Source organism: Methylobacterium sp. NPDC080182 (genome assembly GCF_050281105.1).
Lineage (GTDB): Bacteria > Pseudomonadota > Alphaproteobacteria > Rhizobiales > Beijerinckiaceae > Methylobacterium.
The window spans coordinates 177951-193947 of the sequence record NZ_JBNNWO010000004.1; the positions used below are offsets into that span (position 1 = coordinate 177951).

Genomic DNA, 15997 nt, shown 5'->3' on the forward strand with positions numbered 1-15997 from the left:
CCATGTCACTCTCAGCATCCACACTCGCCGAACCGCGTATCGCGTCGCTGTTGGACAGTCTCTTCGCGCAGGCGGAGGCCTCCTCACCCTTGAGCGCCATCAGCGATCTCTCGGCGGAACAGCGGGCGCGCCTCATGGGCAGCCGCACCGGCTACCGGGACTTCTACAGCCGGCTCAAGGACATGCCCCTCGCGGTCTCGCGGGAGACCGGCCGGCTGCTCTACATGCTCGCGCGGACCCGCCGGGCGCGGACGATCGTCGAGTTCGGCACGTCCTTCGGTCTCTCGACCCTGCACCTCGCCGCGGCCCTGCGCGACAACGGCGGCGGCCGGCTGATCACCTGCGAGTTCGAGCCGTCCAAGGTGGTGCGGGCGCGGGCGAACCTGATGGAGGCCGGGCTGGCGGACCTCGTCGAGTTCCGCGAGGGCGACGCACTCCAGACCCTCGGCCTCGACCTGCCCGACTCGGTCGAACTGCTGCTCCTCGACGGGGCGAAGGGGCTCTATCCGGAGGTACTGAGCCTCGTGGAGAGTCGCCTCGGACCGGGGGCCCTGGTGGTCGCCGACAACGCGGACCACAGTCCGGACTACCTGCAGCGGGTGCGCGCGCCGAGCCGCGGCTACCTGTCGGTGCCGTTCGCCGAGGACGTGGAGCTGTCCATGCGGCTCGGGTGAGGCGGGCCCTGGCCTCGGACCGGCGGTCGCCTCAGCGCGACGCGACCGCCGTCGGGACGCGGGTCCGGTCGCTCAGGCCCACTCGCGCTGGGCGAGCTTCTGCTCGTAGGCGTCGATGGAGGAGACGCGCTCCAGCGTCAGCCCGATCTCGTCGAGTCCGTTCAGCAGGTTGTGCTTGCGGCCCTCGTCGACGTCGAAATGCAGGGTGCCGCCGTCCGGTCCCCGGATCGTCTGCGCCGCCAGGTCGACCGTCAGGGTGGCGTTCGCGCCGCGCTCGGCGTCCTCGAAGAGCTTCTCCAGATCCTCTGGCGACACGACGATCGCCAGGATGCCGTTCTTCGCGCAGTTGTTGAAGAAGATGTCGGCGAAGCTCGTGGAGATCACGCAGCGGATGCCGAAATCGGCCAGCGCCCAGGGCGCGTGCTCCCGGGACGAGCCGCAGCCGAAATTGTCGCCGCACACCAGGATCTTGCTGTTCCGGTAGGCCGGCTGGTTGAGGATGAAGTCCGGGTTCTCGGAGCCGTCCTCGCGGTAGCGCATCTCGGCGAACAGGCTCTTGCCGAGGCCGGTCCGCCGGATCGTCTTCAGGTACTTCGCCGGGATGATCCGGTCGGTATCGACGTTGATCGTCCGCAGGGGCGCCGCGACGCCCTCCAGGGTGGTGAACTTTTCCATCGTCTGACGGCTCGTGTCGGTGGTCTCTCTGTCGCGCGGTTTAGCAGCCGCGGGCCCGGGCCGGAAGCGTCAGGCGAGGTCGGGCGCCGTCGCCCGGGACAGGGTGCCGTCGTGGAGGGCCGAGGCGACCAGCGCCCCGGCGATCCCGGCCGCCCGGAGCGCCCGCAGGTCGTCCGGGCCGCGCACGCCGCCCGCCGCGTAGAGGCGGCGATCCGGCGCCCGCGCGCGCAAGGCTCCCAGGGCCGCGAGGTCCGGGCCGGCCCCGGCGCCGACCTGCGCCAGCGTCATGGCGATCACCTCCGGCGGCCAGAGCGCCGGATCGTCGTGGAGGGCCGCCGGGCCGAGCCGCTCCGCGCCGCGCGTGTCGAGAGAGAACACCGCCCGGTCGCCGAGCCGCGTCACGAGGTCGGCATCCGCCTGGCTCTCGCTGCCAATCACCGGTCGCCCGAGCCCGGCCTCCAGGAACGCCGCGACGCCCTCCGGCTCGGCGAAGCCGGCATCGACCCACAGGGCGATCCCCGGGCAGGCGCGGGCGATCGCCTCCAGGGCGCGGAGATCGGGCGCGGCGCGGTCGATGATCGCGTCGAGATCGGCGACGTAGAGGATCGCGGCGGGCCACGCGTCGACCAGCCCGCGGGCCACCGCGTCCGGCGCCGAGCCCTTTGCCAAGGGCGTCTCGATCGGGGCATAGGAGGAGCGCTCGCCCCGGCGCGCCCGCACCACGCGGCCGCCCCGGAGATCGAGCACCGGGATCACCGCGAAGCCGGGGCGCCCGATCCTGTGGTCCATCGAGGCGCTCATCGCGGTCCCATGCGCTCATCAAACCCAACGACCATCGGGTGGGACCTCGGCGGGGTCCACGTCAAGGTCGCCCTGGTCGAGGACGGCCGGGTCGCGGCCGCCGCCCAGGTGCCGTGCCCGCTCTGGCAGGGCCTGCCGGCCCTCGACCGGGCGCTGGAGGCCGCCCCCGACTGGGCCCGCGGCGCGGCCCTGCACGCCGTGACCATGACGGGCGAGCTGACCGACTGCTTCGCCGACCGGCGCGACGGCGTCGCGGCGCTCGCCGGATGGGCCGGGTCGCACCTCCCCGGGACCGTGCGGATCTACGCCGGCCGCTCCGGCCTCGTCGCCCCCGAGGCGGCCGCGCCCCTGTCGGCGGACGTGGCCTCGGCCAACTGGCACGCCACCGCGGCGCTCGCCGGCCGGCACGTCCCGGACGCGCTGCTGGTCGATATCGGCTCGACCACCGCCGACCTGATTCCCGTCGTGGGCGGGCGGCCGGCCGCGACCGGCTACAGCGACGCCGAGCGGCTGGAGACCGGCGAGCTCGTCTATACCGGCGCGGTGCGCACGCCGGTGATCGCCCTGTCCGACCACGCCCCCTTCGCGGGCCGCCGGACCCGGCTGATGACCGAGACCTTCGCCCACATGGCGGACGTCTACCGCATCCTCGGCCAGCTCCCCGAGGGCGCCGACCAGCAGCCGAGCGGCGACCGCAAGGGCAAGACGGTCGCCGAGAGCGAGACCCGGCTCGCCCGGATCGTCGGGCGGGACCGGGCGGAGGCGCCCGGAGCGGCCTGGACGGCGCTCGCCGCCCATTTCGCCGAGGCGCAGCTGCGCCTGCTGCACGACGCGGCGGCGGAGATCCTCAGCCGGCCCGATCTCGGCGCGGACGCGCCCCTCGTCCTGTGCGGCGCCGGCGCCTTCGTGGGCGCCCGCCTCGCCGAGCGTCTCGGCCGGTCCTCGACACCGCTCGTGACGCTGCTGGCGGACCGGATCGGCGGCGCGCGCGACGGCATCTCGACCTGTGGACCGGCGGTGGCGGTCGGCCTCATCGCCGCGGAGGAGGCACTCGCATGAGCGCAATCAAGATCCTGGCCCGGATCCTGACGGCCCGGGTCGGGCCGCATATCGAGCTGGCCGTCGAGACGGAGACCGGTGAGGTTCTGAAGGTGCTCGCCACCGAGGACCAGGTCGACCGGCTGGTCGACGAGCTCGAGGACATCCTCAACTCGCCCGCCGACCCGGAGGATGACGGGCCGCCCCAGGCGGCCTGAGGCCCCGGGCCCCGCCGGTCGCCATGAGCCTGATCGCCGCCAAGATCGTCGTCACGCCGACCCTGATGTGGGCCGTGTCGGCGGCCGCGCGCCGGTGGGGCAGCCTCGTCGGCGGCCTGCTCTCGGGCCTCCCGCTGACCTCGGCGCCGATCTCGATCTACCTCGCCGCCGAGCAGGGCGAGCGCTTCGCCGCCGACGCGGCGATCGGCTCGGTGGAGGGGCTCGGCGCGGTCACCGTCAGCTACCTCGTCTACGCCGTCGCCGCGCCGCGGACGGGGGGCCTCGCGGCCGCGCTGCTCGCCCTCGCGGGCTTCGTCCTCGGCGGTGCGCTGCTGCACGGGGTGGTCCAGCCCGGCCTGTGGCTCGCCACGGCGATCGACCTGCCGGCGATGGCCCTGGTGGTCGCCCTGTGCCGGCCGGCCGCCGGGACCGAATCGCCGATCCGCCGGGCGCGCCCGCCGCGCTGGGACATGCCGGCCCGGCTCGCGGCCGCCACCGCCCTGGTCCTGATGGTCTCGGGGCTGGCGCCGCATCTCGGCTCCGGCCTGAGCGGCGTCCTGGCGCCGATCCCGATCATCTCCTGGCCGCTCATCGTCTTCGCCCGGGCGCAGGACGGCGTCGGCGCCGCCCTGGACGTGGTGCGCGGCAGCGCCCAGGGCGCGTTCGGCGTGCTGGCCTTCTATGTCTGCGTGCACCTGCTGCTCGGGCGCATCGACCCGGTCGCGGCCTACGCCGCCGCGATCGCGGTGTCGGCGGCCTGCGTGCTGCCGTGGCTGGTCGCGCGGCGGCGCCCGCTTTCCGCGTGACCGGGCCGCGCCGAGGCGACCGCGGAGGGGATCGATGCTGCCGGAGACCGGAATCCCGACCCTCACACCGGGCTACGCGACGGTGCCGCCCGGCCATCTCGCCACGATCGTCACCAGCCTGGAGATGCTGCGCCCGCCGCCCCCGCGGCCCGGACGGCCGTTCCCGCCCGGGCTCGCCCTCGAGCCCTTGGAACGCACCGACCCGGAGACCTACCGGAGCCTGTTCCGGGCGGTGGGCGCCGACTGGCTCTGGTTCTCGCGCCTCACCCTGGCCGACGAAGCGCTGGCGGCGATCCTGGCCGACCGGGATGTCGAGATCCTCGCGCTGCGGCGGGACGGGCGGAACGTCGGCATGCTGGAACTGGATTTCCGCCGGCCCGGCACCTGCGAGCTGGTCTTCCTCGGACTGACCGGGGACGCGGTCGGTACCGGGATCGGCCGCACGCTGATGAACGCGGCGATCGGCCGGGCCTGGGCGCGCCCGATCGCGCGGTTCTGGCTGCATACCTGCACGCTGGACCATCCCGGCGCGCTCGCCTTCTACCGGCGCTCCGGCTTCGTTCCTTTCGCGATCCACGTCGAGGTCGCGCCCGATCCGCGGCTCGACGGGACCCTGCCGCGCGACTGCGCCCCCCACGTGCCGCGGCTCGGCTGAGGCGCCGCGGGGTCCGGACACGAAGAGACCCGCGGCCTCGCGGCCGCGGGTCTCGTGTCGTCAGTCGCGCGCGCCGGTCAGGCGGCGGTGCGCTTGCGGGCTTCCTGCTTCGTGTCGACGCCGGCCGCTTTGATCTCGGACAGCTTCTGCGCGACGTTGCGCGAGAACACGAACTCGGCCGGGCGCTGGTTCTCCAGGCTGACCTCGGGGGCCATCTCGCCCTCGGTCTTGATGCCGCGGATCGCGTGCACCAGCGGCTTCCAGGGCTTGCGGACCGAATCGACCACCGAGGAGGCCTCGTAGCCCGAGTGGACCATGCAGTCGGCGCACTTCTCGTAGTTGCCGGTGCCGTAGGCGTCCCAGTCGGTGGTCTCCATCAGCTCCTTGAAGGTCGCCGCGTAGCCCTCGCCGAGAAGGTAGCAGGGCTTCTGCCAGCCGAACACGGTGCGGGTCGGGTTGCCCCACGGGGTGCAGTGGTAGGTCTGGTTGCCGGCCAGGAAGTCGAGGAACAGGCCCGACTGCTGGAAGGTCCACTTCTCGCGGCCCTTCTCCTTTCCGTGCCGGAACACGCCGCGGAACAGGTCCTTCGTCGCCTTGCGGTTCAGGAAGTGCTTCTGATCGGGGGCGCGCTCGTAGGCGTAGCCGGGGGAGACGGTGATGCCGTCGATGCCCATCCGGGTCACGCTGTCGAAGAAATCGGCGATCTTCTCAGGCTGGGAATTGTTGAAGAAGGTGCAGTTGATGGTGACCCGGAAGCCCATCTCCTTGGCCTTCGCGATCGCCGCCACGGCCTTGTCGTAGACGCCGCGCTGGCACACCGACTGGTCGTGCATCTCCTTGTCGCCGTCCAGATGGATCGACCACGTGAAGTACGGGCTCGGCTTGTACTCCTTGATCTTCTTCTCGAGGAGCAGCGCGTTCGTGCAGACGATCGCGAACTTCTTCTGGGCGATGATGCCCTCGACGATCTGCGGCAGGTCCTTGTGGAGGAGCGGCTCGCCGCCGGCAATCACCACCACCGGGGCGCCGCACTCGCGCACCGATTCGAGCGCGTCGGCGACCGGGAGGCGCTTGTTCAGGATCTCGTCCGGGTAGTCGATCTTGCCGCAGCCGGCGCACGCCAGGTTACAGCGGAACAGCGGCTCCATCATCATCACAAGCGGGTAACGCTTGCGGCCCGTGAGGTGCTGCTTCAGGATGTAGCCGCCGATCTTCGCGACGTACCGGAGGGGGATACCCAAGATTGCGGCTCCTTACTTCGTCGGCCCCGGGACATCGGGGTGCTTAACGCGAAAAAATCTCGAATTCCAGCCATCTAGCTTGGAACTAATCTGAAATGACCCCGTTTCGGCGGGGCGATGACATCTTATTCCGTGTCTGACGCAACGGCGCCACATGGACCGCGCTTGCGGAGCCCGTGGGCGGACGCGCCCGATCGTTGAGGACAGCACGTGCATTGCGTCGGCAATACGACCGGAATCCCACGATTCGGGTGGCCGCGCCAGAAACGCCGTGCGCTAACGCACACGGGCGGGCGCGGGATGCGCGCCACGGCGGCCGCGTTGCAATCTGGCATCGCCCTCTTTACTGAGCCTCGTGGCCGCGATGCAAGTCCCGGCCCGCGGCGGGTGTCCCGACCGCGGACCGCATCGGGCGCAATCAGTCGGGTGCCGGGCGCGCGCGGCGCGCTCGGATCGGGCGGTGTGGCGTTCCTCGAACCCGATGCGCACCCGGCCGAATCGCGGAGCGTCGCGCGGCGGAGCCCTGAGCCCGCCCGTGTCGGTGGCCCGGGTTCGGACCGGACAGATGGCAGGAGCCGGTCGCGCACGGGGCGCGTCCGATGCGAACAGGCAGGGTGCTCGTGATCGAAAGTCTCGTCGCGTTCTCGGTGCGGTATCGGTGGATCGTGATCGCCTTCACGGCGTTCCTCACGGTCGCGAGCCTCGGAGTCGCGGCGCACCTGTTCCGAATCAACACCGACGTCGAGCGGCTGATCGACCCGAAGGAGCCGTGGCGACAGGACGAGATCAATTTCGAGAAGGCGTTCCCGCAGCGCAGCAACACCATCGTCGCGGTCATCAACGGCGAGACGCCGGAGGAGACCGAGGAGGCGGCCGCCAACCTCGCCAAGGCGCTCACGGCGCACAAGAACCTGATCGAGACGGTCTACCGGCCCGACGGCGGCCCGTTCTTCAACAAGAACGGCCTGCTGCTGATGTCGCAGGCGGACCTCGACAAGACCCTGGAGGCGCTGACCCAGCAGCAGGGTCTGCTCGGCCCGCTCGCCGCCGACCCGTCGCTGCGGGGCATCATGCGGGTGCTGACGCTGGGCGCGCGCGGCGTGAAGACCGGCGACGCCAAGATCGAGGACCTCGAGAAGCCCATGGGGCAGATCGACGCCACCCTGCAGAAGGTGCTGGCGGGTCAGCGGGCGCGGATGTCCTGGCAGGAACTCCTGTCGGGAGGTGAGACCAGCGTCACCGACAAGATGAAGTTCGTGGTGATCCAGCCGGTCCTCGACTTCAACGCCCTGGAGCCCGGCTACCAGGCGACCAAGCTGATCCGCAACGTCGCCAAGGATCTCGGGATCGACGCCCAGAACGGCCTGCGGATGCGCCTGACCGGCACGGTGGCGGTGGCGGACGAGGAGTTCGCGACGCTGTCGGAGGATGCCGGCCTCAACAACAGCATCATTGTCGGCGCGATCGTGCTGTTCCTGTGGCTGGCCCTGCGCTCGGGCAAGCTCGTCGGCGCGGTGATCATCACCACCTTCGCGGGCCTCGTGGTCACGGCCGCCCTGGGCCTCATCATGGTCAAGGAGCTGAACCCGATCTCGGTGGCCTTCGCGGCCCTGTTCGTCGGGCTCGGCATCGATTTCGGCATCCAGTTCTCGGTGCGCTACCGGGCCGACCGCTACGAGCAGCCGACGCTGGAGAGCGCGATCCGCGCCGCTGCCCGGGGCGTCGGCTGGTCGCTGACGCTCGCCGCGGTGTCGCTGGTGGCGGGCTTCTTCGCCTTCCTGCCCACGGCCTTCCGCGGCGTTTCGGAGCTGGGCCTGATCGCCGGCGTCGGCATGATCGTGGCCTTCCTGTTCTCGCTGATCCTGCTGCCGGCCCTGATCGCGGTGTTCAAGCCGGTGGGCGAGAAGGCCGCGGTCCAGACCGAGTGGCTCGTCGGCGTCGACCCCTGGATCATCCGGCACCGCAAGCCGATCCTGATCGGCGTCGGCCTCGTGACCCTGGCCGGCGCGCCGCTGCTCTGGCACCTGCCGTTCGACTCGAACCCGATGCACCTGCGCAGCGCCAAGACGCAGTCCATCGCGACCTACCTGGACCTGATCAAGAATCCCGAGACCAGCCCGAATTTCATCGACGTGCTGGCGCCCAGCGTCGCGGAGGTCCCGTCGCTGTCGAAGACGCTCCTGGCCCTGCCGGTCACCGCCTCGGTCAACAGCATCGACACCTTCGTCCCGCGGGATCAGGACAAGAAGCTGGCCCAGATCGCCGACACGGCCCAGCTCCTCGACCCGGTGCTCAACCCCGGCCGCCGGCCGCCGCCGCCGACCGACGCCGACAACGTCAAGGCGCTCAAGGACGCCGCCGCGGCGCTCAACGGCCTCTCGGCCGACGCCAAGGGCGACGCGAAGGGCGCCCAGGAGGCCAAGCAGCTCGCCGGCACCCTGGACAAGCTCGCCGCCGGACCGGTGCAGATGCGCGAGGCGGCCTCGGTAGCGCTCACCAAGGATCTGGTGCCGCTGCTCGCCCGCCTGCGCGACCTGCTGCATCCCGAGAAGATCACGCTGGACAACCTGCCGCCGCAGCTGAAGGCCGACTGGGTGGCGGCGGACGGACGGGCGCGCATCGAGGTTCACCCGAAAGGCGACTCGAACGACGACACCGTGCTCCGCCGGTTCTCGGACGAGGTCCTGAAGGTCGCCCCGCACGCGACCGGCGCGCCCGTGGCCACCACGCAGTCGAGCTACACGATCCTGGGCGCCTTCGTGCAGGCGGCGGTGACGGCCTTCGTGCTGATCTTCGTCATCCTCTCGGTCGCCCTGCGCAAGCCGTGGGACGTGGCGATGACCCTCGGCCCGCTGGTGATCGCGACGCTCTGGACGCTGATGGCCATGCGCATCGTCGGCATGCCGCTGAACTTCGCCAACATCATCGCCCTGCCGCTGATGCTCGCGGTCGGCGTGGCGTTCCACATCTACTACGTGATCGCGTGGCGGGCGGGGGTGACCGACATGCTCGCCTCCAGCCTGACCCGGGCGATCTTCTTCTCGGCGCTGACCACGGGCAGCGCCTTCGGGTCGCTGGTCCTGTCGAGCCATCCGGGCACGGCCAGCATGGGCAAGCTGCTGGCGCTGTCGCTGTTCTTCACCCTGGTGGCAGCGTTCTTCGTGGTTCCGGCGACCCTCGGCGAGCCGCCGGAGCAGCCCGACGAGGATCGTCCGGAAGCCGAGAAGGCGGCCGGTGCGGCCCTGCGCAAGTCCGCCCCGCACCAGGATCCGGTGCCCGCCAAGTAGAAGCCGAGCAGCGCCGGCCGGTCGCGGCCGGCGCTTCGGAGAGCCTCAGAGGGCCTTCTGGAAGAAGTGGTCCGGATAGGGATCTTCGTTGAAGCGGTCGATCTCCACCCAGCCCGACCGCCGGTAGAGCGCCAGGGCCTCAGGGAGGGCGCTGTTGGTGTCGAGCCGCAGCGTCCGGATCCCGAGGTCGCGGGCGGCGGCCTCGGCCTCCCGCATCAGCCGCTTGGCGAGGCCCAGCCCGCGCGCCGCGGGATCGACCCAGAGCCGCTTGATCTCCGCGACCGCGCCGCCGCCTCCCTTGAGCCCGACGCATCCGACCGGCAGCCCGTCGGCGCACGCGAGCAGGAACACGCCGCGCGGCCGCACCATGGCGGCGGCCTCCGGGTCGCACGACAGGGCGACGTCGAACCCGCCGGCAAACCGGGTCGCGAGCTCGGCGTAGCAGGCGGCGAGGCAGGCGCGGGCGCCCGCGTCGGTCGGGTCGGCCTCCCGGATCGCGATGGCGTCGCGGCCGAGGGCCAGGGCGACCCGGTCCATGGCGTGCAGCAGCGCGTCCACCTGCGGTGCGCGCTCCAGCAGGGCGACGGCGCGGGCATCCGACAGCGCCTCGTAGGCCGCGAACTCGCGCCGCCCGGCCTCGGTCAGGGAGGCGACCCGGCGGCGGGCATCCGCGGGGTGCGGCGCGGTCGCCACCAGCCCCTCCTCCTCCAGGCTCCGCAGGAGACGGCTCATCAGGCCGGAATCGAGACCGAGATAGGCGCGGATCTCGCCGATCTCCGCGCGGCCCGCGCCGATGGCGTTCAGGACCCGCGCCGCGCCCAGAGGACGGCCGCGACCGAGGAACGAGGAATCGAGCGCGCCGACCTCGGCGGTGACCGCGCGGGCGAAGCGGCGGACGCGGGCGATCTCGGCAGGCTCCATGTTATCTGACTAAAGTCAGATAACGGCCTGGGTCAACCGAGGAAGTCGGAGAACCCGCCGCGGACGGCGCCCGACGCGTCGGCGGCCGACCGGGATGCGGGGGCGATCAGGGCGTCGCGCTCGTCGGCGTAGCGGTAGCCCGGCGCCTCGCCGGGGAAGCCGCCGGCGGTGGCCGGATGGGTGTAGAGCTCGGTCAGGCCGTCCGGAAGTTCGGCCAGCAGGGCCGCGACACGGGCGGGCGTCATGGCGCCGGACCACGCGAGGCCGAGGGTGCGGTCGGGGATCAGCAGCCCGGCCTGCCGGGCGCGGACGGCGAGCAGCGCCGCCCAGGGCGCGATGTCGAGGGCGGCTCGCGGCCGCGCGCCGGGCTCGGCGCGGCGCAGGATCTCGCGCGGCTCCCGCGGCACCCGCAGGGCGCGCATCCCGAAGTCGCGGCCGACGCGCAGCACCGCCCCGGCGATCAGCGGGTGGACGTGGAAGTGCTTGTGGGCGTTGACGTGGTCCAGCGGCAGGCCGGTGGCCCGGTAGGCCTCGAACTGAGCCCGGATCTCGGCGGCGAGCTGGCGCCGGGCCGCGGGCCTGCGGGCGAAGTCGAGGCCGAGGCGGGCCATGTCGGCCCGCATCAGGCCGGCCTCGTCCGTCAGGTCGGGAAGCTGTTCCGCCGGCAGGGTCGGCCACGCCTCCACGAGGACGAGGTGCAGCCCGACCCGCAGGGACGGCATCCGCCGGGCCCGCGCCACGGCGTCGGCGGCGGCCGGCGCCGAGACCATCAGGCTGGCCGCCGTGAGGATCCCGTCGCGATGGGCCTGCTCGACGGCCTCGTTGACCTCGGGGCTCAGCCCGAAATCATCCGCGGTGACGACCAGACGCTTCACGGTAACCTCGTAACGGGTGTCGAGAGGGCTCGCCCTCTCGCGGGTCCAGGGCGGAGCCCTGGAAGAGGGGCGGGGCTCCGCCCCGCTCCCCGCCGGGGCCGCAGGCCCCGGACCCCTGACTTCAGGCCGCCTTGGCGGTGCCCTGACGCTCCTTGAGGAAGCGGTAGAACTCGACGCCCTCGCGAAGGCGGCGCTTCATCATGTCGGGCGAGCGCACCATCTCGCTGACGATCGAGGCGATCTTCGGCGCCCGGAAGTAGAACTTCTTGTAGAACTCCTCGACCGAGGTGAAGATCTCGGTGTGGGAGAGGTGCGGGTAGTGCAGCGGCGCGACCTGCACGCCGTTCTCGTCGACGAGCTCGGCGTTCTCGATGTCGAGCCAGCCGTTCTCCACCGCCTGCTTGTACAGGAAGGTGCCCGGGTAGGGCGCCGCCAGCGAGACCTGGATCGTGTGCGGGTTGATCCGCTTGGCGAAGTTGATCGTCTCCTGGATCGTCTCCTTCGTCTCGCCCGGCAGGCCGAGGATGAAGGTGCCGTGGATGGCGATGCCCAGGTCGTGGCAATCCTTGGTGAACTTCTCGGCGACCTCGACCCGCATCCCCTTCTTGATGTTGTGCAGGATCTGCTGGTTGCCGGACTCGTAGCCGACCAGCAGCAGGCGCAGGCCGTTCTCCTTGAGCACCTTCAGGGTCTCGCGCGGCACGTTCGCCTTGGCGTTGCACGACCACGTGACGCCGAGCTTGCCGAGCTCGCGGGCGATCTCCTCCGCGCGCGGCAGGTTGTCGGTGAAGGTGTCGTCGTCGAAGAAGAACTCCTTGGTCTGCGGGAACTCCTTCAGGCAGTACTTGATCTCCTCGATCACGTGGGCGACCGAGCGGGTGCGGTAGGTGTGGCCGCCGACCGTCTGCGGCCAGAGGCAGAAGGTGCAGCGGCTCTTGCAGCCCCGGCCCGAGTAGAACGAGATGTAGGGGTGCTTCAGGTACCCGATGAAGTACTTCTCCATCTCCAGGTCGCGCTTGTAGACGCTGGTGACGAAGGGCAGCTGGTCCATGTCGGTCATGATCTCGCGGTCCTCGTTGTGGACCACGACACCGTTGGCGTCGCGATAGGACAGCCCCTTGATCTCCGACATCGGGACGCCGTCGGCGACCTCCTTGACGGTGAAGTCGAACTCGTTGCGGGCGCAGAAATCGACCACCGGGGCCTGGGCCATCGCGCCGGCGGCGTCGACCGCGACCTTGGCGCCGATCAGGCCGGCGATGAGCTTCGGGTTGGCGGCCTTGAGCGCCTCGATCGTCTTCACGTCGGACTTGAACGACGGCACCGAGGTGTGGAGCACGACGAGGTCGAAGTCGTTGGCCTGGGCCACGATCTCGGCGAGCTTGATGTTGTGCGGCGGCGCGTCGATCAGCTTCGAGTTCGGCACCAGGGCGGCCGGCTGGGCCAGCCAGGTCGGGTACCAGAACGACTTGATCTCGCGCTTGGCCTGGTAACGGGAGCCGGCACCGCCGTCGAAACCGTCGAAGGTGGGGGCCTGGAGGAAGAGCGTGCGCATGGGGTTCAAGGCCTCAGGGCAATGCCGGGGGAGGGGCGGAGGACGAGGGAGCCGGGTTCAGCGGAGCGGCGCGCCGGCATCGCGGCCGAGTTCGGCGTCCGGGATCAGGGTGCCATCCGCAACCACGTGATAATCGTGACCTTTCCATGTCACCGCCCCCGACACGAAGGCCCAGGAGAAGTTCAGGAAGGAGAGGATGTCGCGGATCGGCAACAGTCCGTAGGGGTGCGGGGCGAGGCCGAAGGCCCGCTCCAGCTGCCGGCAGAGCAGCACGCGGCTCGCCAGCGCCGCGGCGGCGACCCAGAGGGCGCCGGTGCCGGCGCCGGGCAGGAGCGCGCCCAGCAGGGCGAGCGGGAAGGCGTGGGTGACGATCGAGCCGGCGTAGCCCGCCGGGTCGACGGTGCGGATCGTCCGGTTCCAGCGCAGCTCGTGCCGCCACAGGCCGGAGAGATCGGTGTCGACGCTGGTGTGGCCGATCGTGAAGCTCGGGATCACCACCCGGCCGCCGAGGCCGCGCAGGGCGGCGCCGATGGCGTAATCGTCCGCCAGATCGTTGCGGAAGGTGCGGAAGCCGCCGACCGCCTCCAGGCTCGCCCGGGTGAAGGCCACGGTGGAGCCGAAGCAGGGCTTCGCCAGACCGAGGCTCAGGCCCATCACAACGTTGGGCAGGAAGTGGGTGTCGATCGCGAGCGTCGAGAGCTGGTCGTACAGGCCCCGGAAGGCCGGGACCCCGTGGTACAGGCAGGTGACGCCGGTGACGCCGTCCTGGGACAGCTCCGCGACGAGGCGCTCGAGGTAGTCGGGCCCCACCACCATGTCGCTGTCGGCCAGCACCACCACGTCGTGGGCGATGGCCTCGGCCATGTTGATCAGGTTCGAGACCTTGCGGTTCGATCCGTGCTGCCGGCCGTCGATCACGAGGTCGATGCGGGCCTCGGGATAGGCCTGCTGTAGGCGCTCGACCACGCCGATCGCGGGATCGGTGGACTTCTGGACGCCGAACAGGACCTGGACCGGCCCGGCGTAGTCCTGGCGCAGCACGGTCTCGAGATTCGCGTAGAGGTTGGGCTCGAGACCGCAGAGCGGCTTCAGCACCGTCACGGAGGGCCGCGTCGCGCCGGCGGGCAGCATCGGCGGGCGGCGGCCCGCGTAGCGGCCCGCGCAGATGGCGCCGGCCAGCCCGTAGACGCAGCCCGCCGCCGCCAGGATCAGGCATAGCAGCGAGAGCCACGAGAGGCCGAGCAGCGCCAGGGAGGAGACATCCATCCGGTCGGATCCGTGCGATCGTCCGGCCGCCGAGGCGGCGATGGCCGCGAACGGCCGGTTCAGGTCGGCGCAGGCGCCGGCGCCGCTCAGGGCGTCGGCTTGGCCGCGAGCATGCCGTCGGCCCGCGCCCGGAGGAACTTCACGACGCCGTCGGCGCCCCCGGACTTCAGCGGCGCCGACAGGGCGTTCCGCTGCGCGGCGATCTCGCTGACGTCGCCGTTGAGCAGGACGTCCTGGATGCGGTTGTCGGCGTTGACGACGAAGTCCACGGCGGAATCGTCGCCGTCCGCGGCGGTGACGCGGGTCGGCACCACGCGCTGGGCGCCCCGCTCCTCGACCTTCGGGGTCACGTCGAACTTGCCGCCGGCGGCGCGGGCCAGGCGGTTGGCGTAGGTCACGGTCAGGCTGCGCTTGAAGGCGTCGATCACCGCCGCCTGCTGCTCCGGGGTGAAGCTCGACCATTTCGAGCCCACCGCGACGCGGGTCATGGCGGGGAAGTCGAACGCCTTGTCGAGCGCCGGGCCGACGGCCTCAACCCGGGCCGGCAGCGGGCCGGGCCCGTCCTTCAGCGCGGCCGAGAAGGCGGCGTAGAGGTCGCGCACGGTCTGAACGGCCGGATCGTCCGCGGCCCAAGACGGGGCCGGGACGAGCAGGGTCAGGGCCAAGGGAGCGGCGATGAGGGCGGCCGCGAGCCGGCGGGTCAGGCGCACTTCTTCAACTCCTCGCCGTCGCCGAGCCGCGCCCCCATGCGCGGCGGAGCGTAGCTGTAGAACGGGCCGAGGGTGGCGGGCTGCGCGACCCTCTTGGCCTTGCGCCCGGCCTCCGGCGCAGGCTCGCGCTCCTCTTCCTCCGGCGTCTCGGACCGGAGCCTGGACTCGATCCGGTGCCAGAGCAGGAGGCTCGGGAGCCCGACGCCGAGATCGGCGAAGCGCTTGACCAGCGACAGGGCGAGCGCCGCCTCGGCCGGGATATTGAACAGGCCGCACAGGGCGATCAGCCCGCCCTCCTGCGCGCCCAGGGCGCCGGGCACCGCGAAGGCCGCGCCGCGCACGGCCTGGGCGAGGCTCTCGATCATGAGCGCCTGCGCGAAGTCGATCGGGTAGCCCATGAACCGCAGGCAGACATAGACCTCGAGCGTGCCGATCACCCAGCCGGCGAGGTGGACCACCAGGGCCAACGCGAAGCGACCGTGGTTGCCGTAGAGCCGGCGCAGGCTGTCGTAGAGCTGGTCGATGGCGCCGAAGGCCCGCCACTCGCGCCCGGAGGCGAAGCGGCTGAGTAGCGCCTGGATCAGGCGATGACCGGCCTTGCGCTGGATCAGGTAGAAGGCGCCGAGCGCCGGGACCGCCAGGGCCAGCCCGCCCTCGACCGTGTGGGCGATCGGTCCGTCACCGGAGATCAGGACCAGCAGGGCGAGGCCGGCCACCGTGAACAGGAGCTGCGTCAGCGCCTGGGTCATCAGGTCGACGAACATGCTGGCGCCCGCGAGCGCGCCCGGAACGTCGCGCTTCGACAGGAGGCGGGCGCCGACGAAGTCACCGCCGACGGTGGCGACAGGCAGCAGCGTGTTGATGCCCTCGCGGACAAAGCGGAGCGAGATGCAGTCGGCGAGCTTGGTCGCGCCGGCGGGGAACACGACGTACCAGCCGAGCCCCGCCCAGGCGACGGCCACGAAGCGCGCGAGCACCACCAGGGCGGCGCCCCAGCCGGCGCTCACGACGGCGGCCGACACATCCTCCAGGCCGGAGGACATGAACAGGCCGACGACCGTGCACAGACCGGCGATCGAGGCCAAGGTCGTCAGGCGCTTCATTGTCGTCTTTCAAGCTCGCGTAAGGCTTGATGCGGGAAATCGGTCACGGTCGCGGCAGAAATAGGTCCATCGGCCCGGGAACGTTTCTGTCACGTTGCAGCACGGATTAGCGGTGTCTATCACCCGTTTGACACACCGAGGGCCAAAGCGGCGGCGGGGCTGAGAAGCCCGC

The 15997-nt window shown here is 71.4% G+C and carries 15 protein-coding genes; 6 read left to right on the plus strand and 9 right to left on the minus strand.

Annotated elements, in window-relative coordinates; translation table 11 throughout:
- The first annotated feature begins 2 nt into the window (after positions 1-2).
- Positions 3-674 (plus strand): O-methyltransferase, encoded by a 672-nt coding sequence (locus ACQKQD_RS09445; protein WP_427508185.1) that lies wholly within the window; start codon positions 3-5, stop codon positions 672-674.
- A gap of 72 nt (positions 675-746) precedes the next feature.
- On the opposite strand, the gene leuD is transcribed toward ACQKQD_RS09445, so the two are convergent.
- Together leuD and ACQKQD_RS09455 are read right to left on the minus strand one after the other, a co-directional pair.
- Complete coding sequence (gene leuD, locus ACQKQD_RS09450; protein WP_020095295.1) at positions 747-1349, minus strand: 3-isopropylmalate dehydratase small subunit; 603 nt, start codon at positions 1347-1349, stop codon at positions 747-749.
- A 69-nt stretch (positions 1350-1418) separates the two neighbouring features.
- The gene (locus ACQKQD_RS09455; protein WP_091928214.1) at positions 1419-2150 is read right to left on the minus strand and encodes a HisA/HisF-related TIM barrel protein; all 732 of its coding nucleotides are present in this window, start codon (positions 2148-2150) and stop codon (positions 1419-1421) included.
- Between the two features lie 9 nt (positions 2151-2159).
- Between ACQKQD_RS09455 and ACQKQD_RS09460 the strand changes: the two genes are divergently transcribed.
- The 4 genes from ACQKQD_RS09460 to ACQKQD_RS09475 are packed head-to-tail and all read left to right on the plus strand — an operon-like array spanning position 2160 to position 4867.
- Positions 2160-3209 carry a hydantoinase/oxoprolinase family protein gene (locus tag ACQKQD_RS09460; protein WP_427508186.1) on the plus strand — a complete coding sequence of 350 codons (1050 nt, stop codon included), beginning with the start codon at positions 2160-2162 and terminating at the stop codon, positions 3207-3209.
- Positions 3206-3406 (plus strand): hypothetical protein, encoded by a 201-nt coding sequence (locus ACQKQD_RS09465; protein ID WP_012317969.1) that lies wholly within the window; start codon positions 3206-3208, stop codon positions 3404-3406. The genes ACQKQD_RS09460 and ACQKQD_RS09465 overlap by 4 nt, the downstream gene beginning before the upstream one ends.
- A gap of 23 nt (positions 3407-3429) precedes the next feature.
- Positions 3430-4212 (plus strand): hypothetical protein, encoded by a 783-nt coding sequence (locus ACQKQD_RS09470; RefSeq protein ID WP_427508187.1) that lies wholly within the window; start codon positions 3430-3432, stop codon positions 4210-4212.
- 34 nt (positions 4213-4246) lie between these two features.
- Complete coding sequence (locus tag ACQKQD_RS09475) at positions 4247-4867, plus strand: GNAT family N-acetyltransferase (RefSeq protein WP_427508188.1); 621 nt, start codon at positions 4247-4249, stop codon at positions 4865-4867.
- Positions 4868-4944: 77 nt separating this feature from the next.
- Here ACQKQD_RS09475 and hpnH read toward each other — a convergent pair whose 3' ends face one another.
- Positions 4945-6108, minus strand: a complete 1164-nt coding sequence (hpnH, locus tag ACQKQD_RS09480) for an adenosyl-hopene transferase HpnH (protein ID WP_020095300.1) — start codon at positions 6106-6108, stop codon at positions 4945-4947.
- Positions 6109-6728: 620 nt separating this feature from the next.
- Here hpnH and ACQKQD_RS09485 point away from each other — a divergent pair.
- Complete coding sequence (locus ACQKQD_RS09485) at positions 6729-9395, plus strand: MMPL family transporter (protein ID WP_091928218.1); 2667 nt, start codon at positions 6729-6731, stop codon at positions 9393-9395.
- A gap of 45 nt (positions 9396-9440) precedes the next feature.
- Here ACQKQD_RS09485 and ACQKQD_RS09490 read toward each other — a convergent pair whose 3' ends face one another.
- From ACQKQD_RS09490 to ACQKQD_RS09515, 6 genes are all read right to left on the minus strand, one after another.
- On the minus strand, positions 9441-10316 hold the full coding sequence (locus ACQKQD_RS09490) for a bifunctional helix-turn-helix transcriptional regulator/GNAT family N-acetyltransferase (protein ID WP_427508189.1): 876 nt from the start codon (positions 10314-10316) through the stop codon (positions 9441-9443).
- A gap of 32 nt (positions 10317-10348) precedes the next feature.
- Positions 10349-11191 (minus strand): hopanoid biosynthesis-associated protein HpnK, encoded by an 843-nt coding sequence (gene hpnK / locus ACQKQD_RS09495; protein ID WP_427508190.1) that lies wholly within the window; start codon positions 11189-11191, stop codon positions 10349-10351.
- 121 nt (positions 11192-11312) lie between these two features.
- A complete protein-coding gene (gene hpnJ / locus ACQKQD_RS09500) occupies positions 11313-12746 on the minus strand; it encodes a hopanoid biosynthesis associated radical SAM protein HpnJ (RefSeq protein ID WP_020095304.1) in 1434 nt (477 codons plus the stop codon).
- A 57-nt stretch (positions 12747-12803) separates the two neighbouring features.
- The gene (gene hpnI / locus ACQKQD_RS09505; RefSeq protein ID WP_427508191.1) at positions 12804-14012 is read right to left on the minus strand and encodes a bacteriohopanetetrol glucosamine biosynthesis glycosyltransferase HpnI; all 1209 of its coding nucleotides are present in this window, start codon (positions 14010-14012) and stop codon (positions 12804-12806) included.
- Positions 14013-14098: 86 nt separating this feature from the next.
- Positions 14099-14722, minus strand: coding sequence for an ABC transporter substrate-binding protein (locus ACQKQD_RS09510; protein WP_132366808.1), 624 nt, complete (start codon positions 14720-14722; stop codon positions 14099-14101).
- A complete protein-coding gene (locus ACQKQD_RS09515; protein WP_091683197.1) occupies positions 14713-15825 on the minus strand; it encodes a flippase-like domain-containing protein in 1113 nt (370 codons plus the stop codon). Before ACQKQD_RS09515 ends, ACQKQD_RS09510 begins: the two co-directional genes overlap by 10 nt.
- Positions 15826-15997: the final 172 nt, after the last annotated feature.

Coding starts and splice junctions, on each gene's coding strand:
- ACQKQD_RS09445 (WP_427508185.1), top strand. CDS start 3: ATGTCACTCTCAGCATCCACACTCGCCGAACCGCGTATCGCGTCGCTG.
- leuD (WP_020095295.1), bottom strand. CDS start 1,349: ATGGAAAAGTTCACCACCCTGGAGGGCGTCGCGGCGCCCCTGCGGACG.
- ACQKQD_RS09455 (WP_091928214.1), bottom strand. CDS start 2,150: ATGAGCGCCTCGATGGACCACAGGATCGGGCGCCCCGGCTTCGCGGTG.
- ACQKQD_RS09460 (WP_427508186.1), top strand. CDS start 2,160: ATGCGCTCATCAAACCCAACGACCATCGGGTGGGACCTCGGCGGGGTC.
- ACQKQD_RS09465 (WP_012317969.1), top strand. CDS start 3,206: ATGAGCGCAATCAAGATCCTGGCCCGGATCCTGACGGCCCGGGTCGGG.
- ACQKQD_RS09470 (WP_427508187.1), top strand. CDS start 3,430: ATGAGCCTGATCGCCGCCAAGATCGTCGTCACGCCGACCCTGATGTGG.
- ACQKQD_RS09475 (WP_427508188.1), top strand. CDS start 4,247: ATGCTGCCGGAGACCGGAATCCCGACCCTCACACCGGGCTACGCGACG.
- ACQKQD_RS09490 (WP_427508189.1), bottom strand. CDS start 10,316: ATGGAGCCTGCCGAGATCGCCCGCGTCCGCCGCTTCGCCCGCGCGGTC.
- hpnJ (WP_020095304.1), bottom strand. CDS start 12,746: ATGCGCACGCTCTTCCTCCAGGCCCCCACCTTCGACGGTTTCGACGGC.
- hpnI (WP_427508191.1), bottom strand. CDS start 14,012: ATGGATGTCTCCTCCCTGGCGCTGCTCGGCCTCTCGTGGCTCTCGCTG.
- ACQKQD_RS09515 (WP_091683197.1), bottom strand. CDS start 15,825: ATGAAGCGCCTGACGACCTTGGCCTCGATCGCCGGTCTGTGCACGGTC.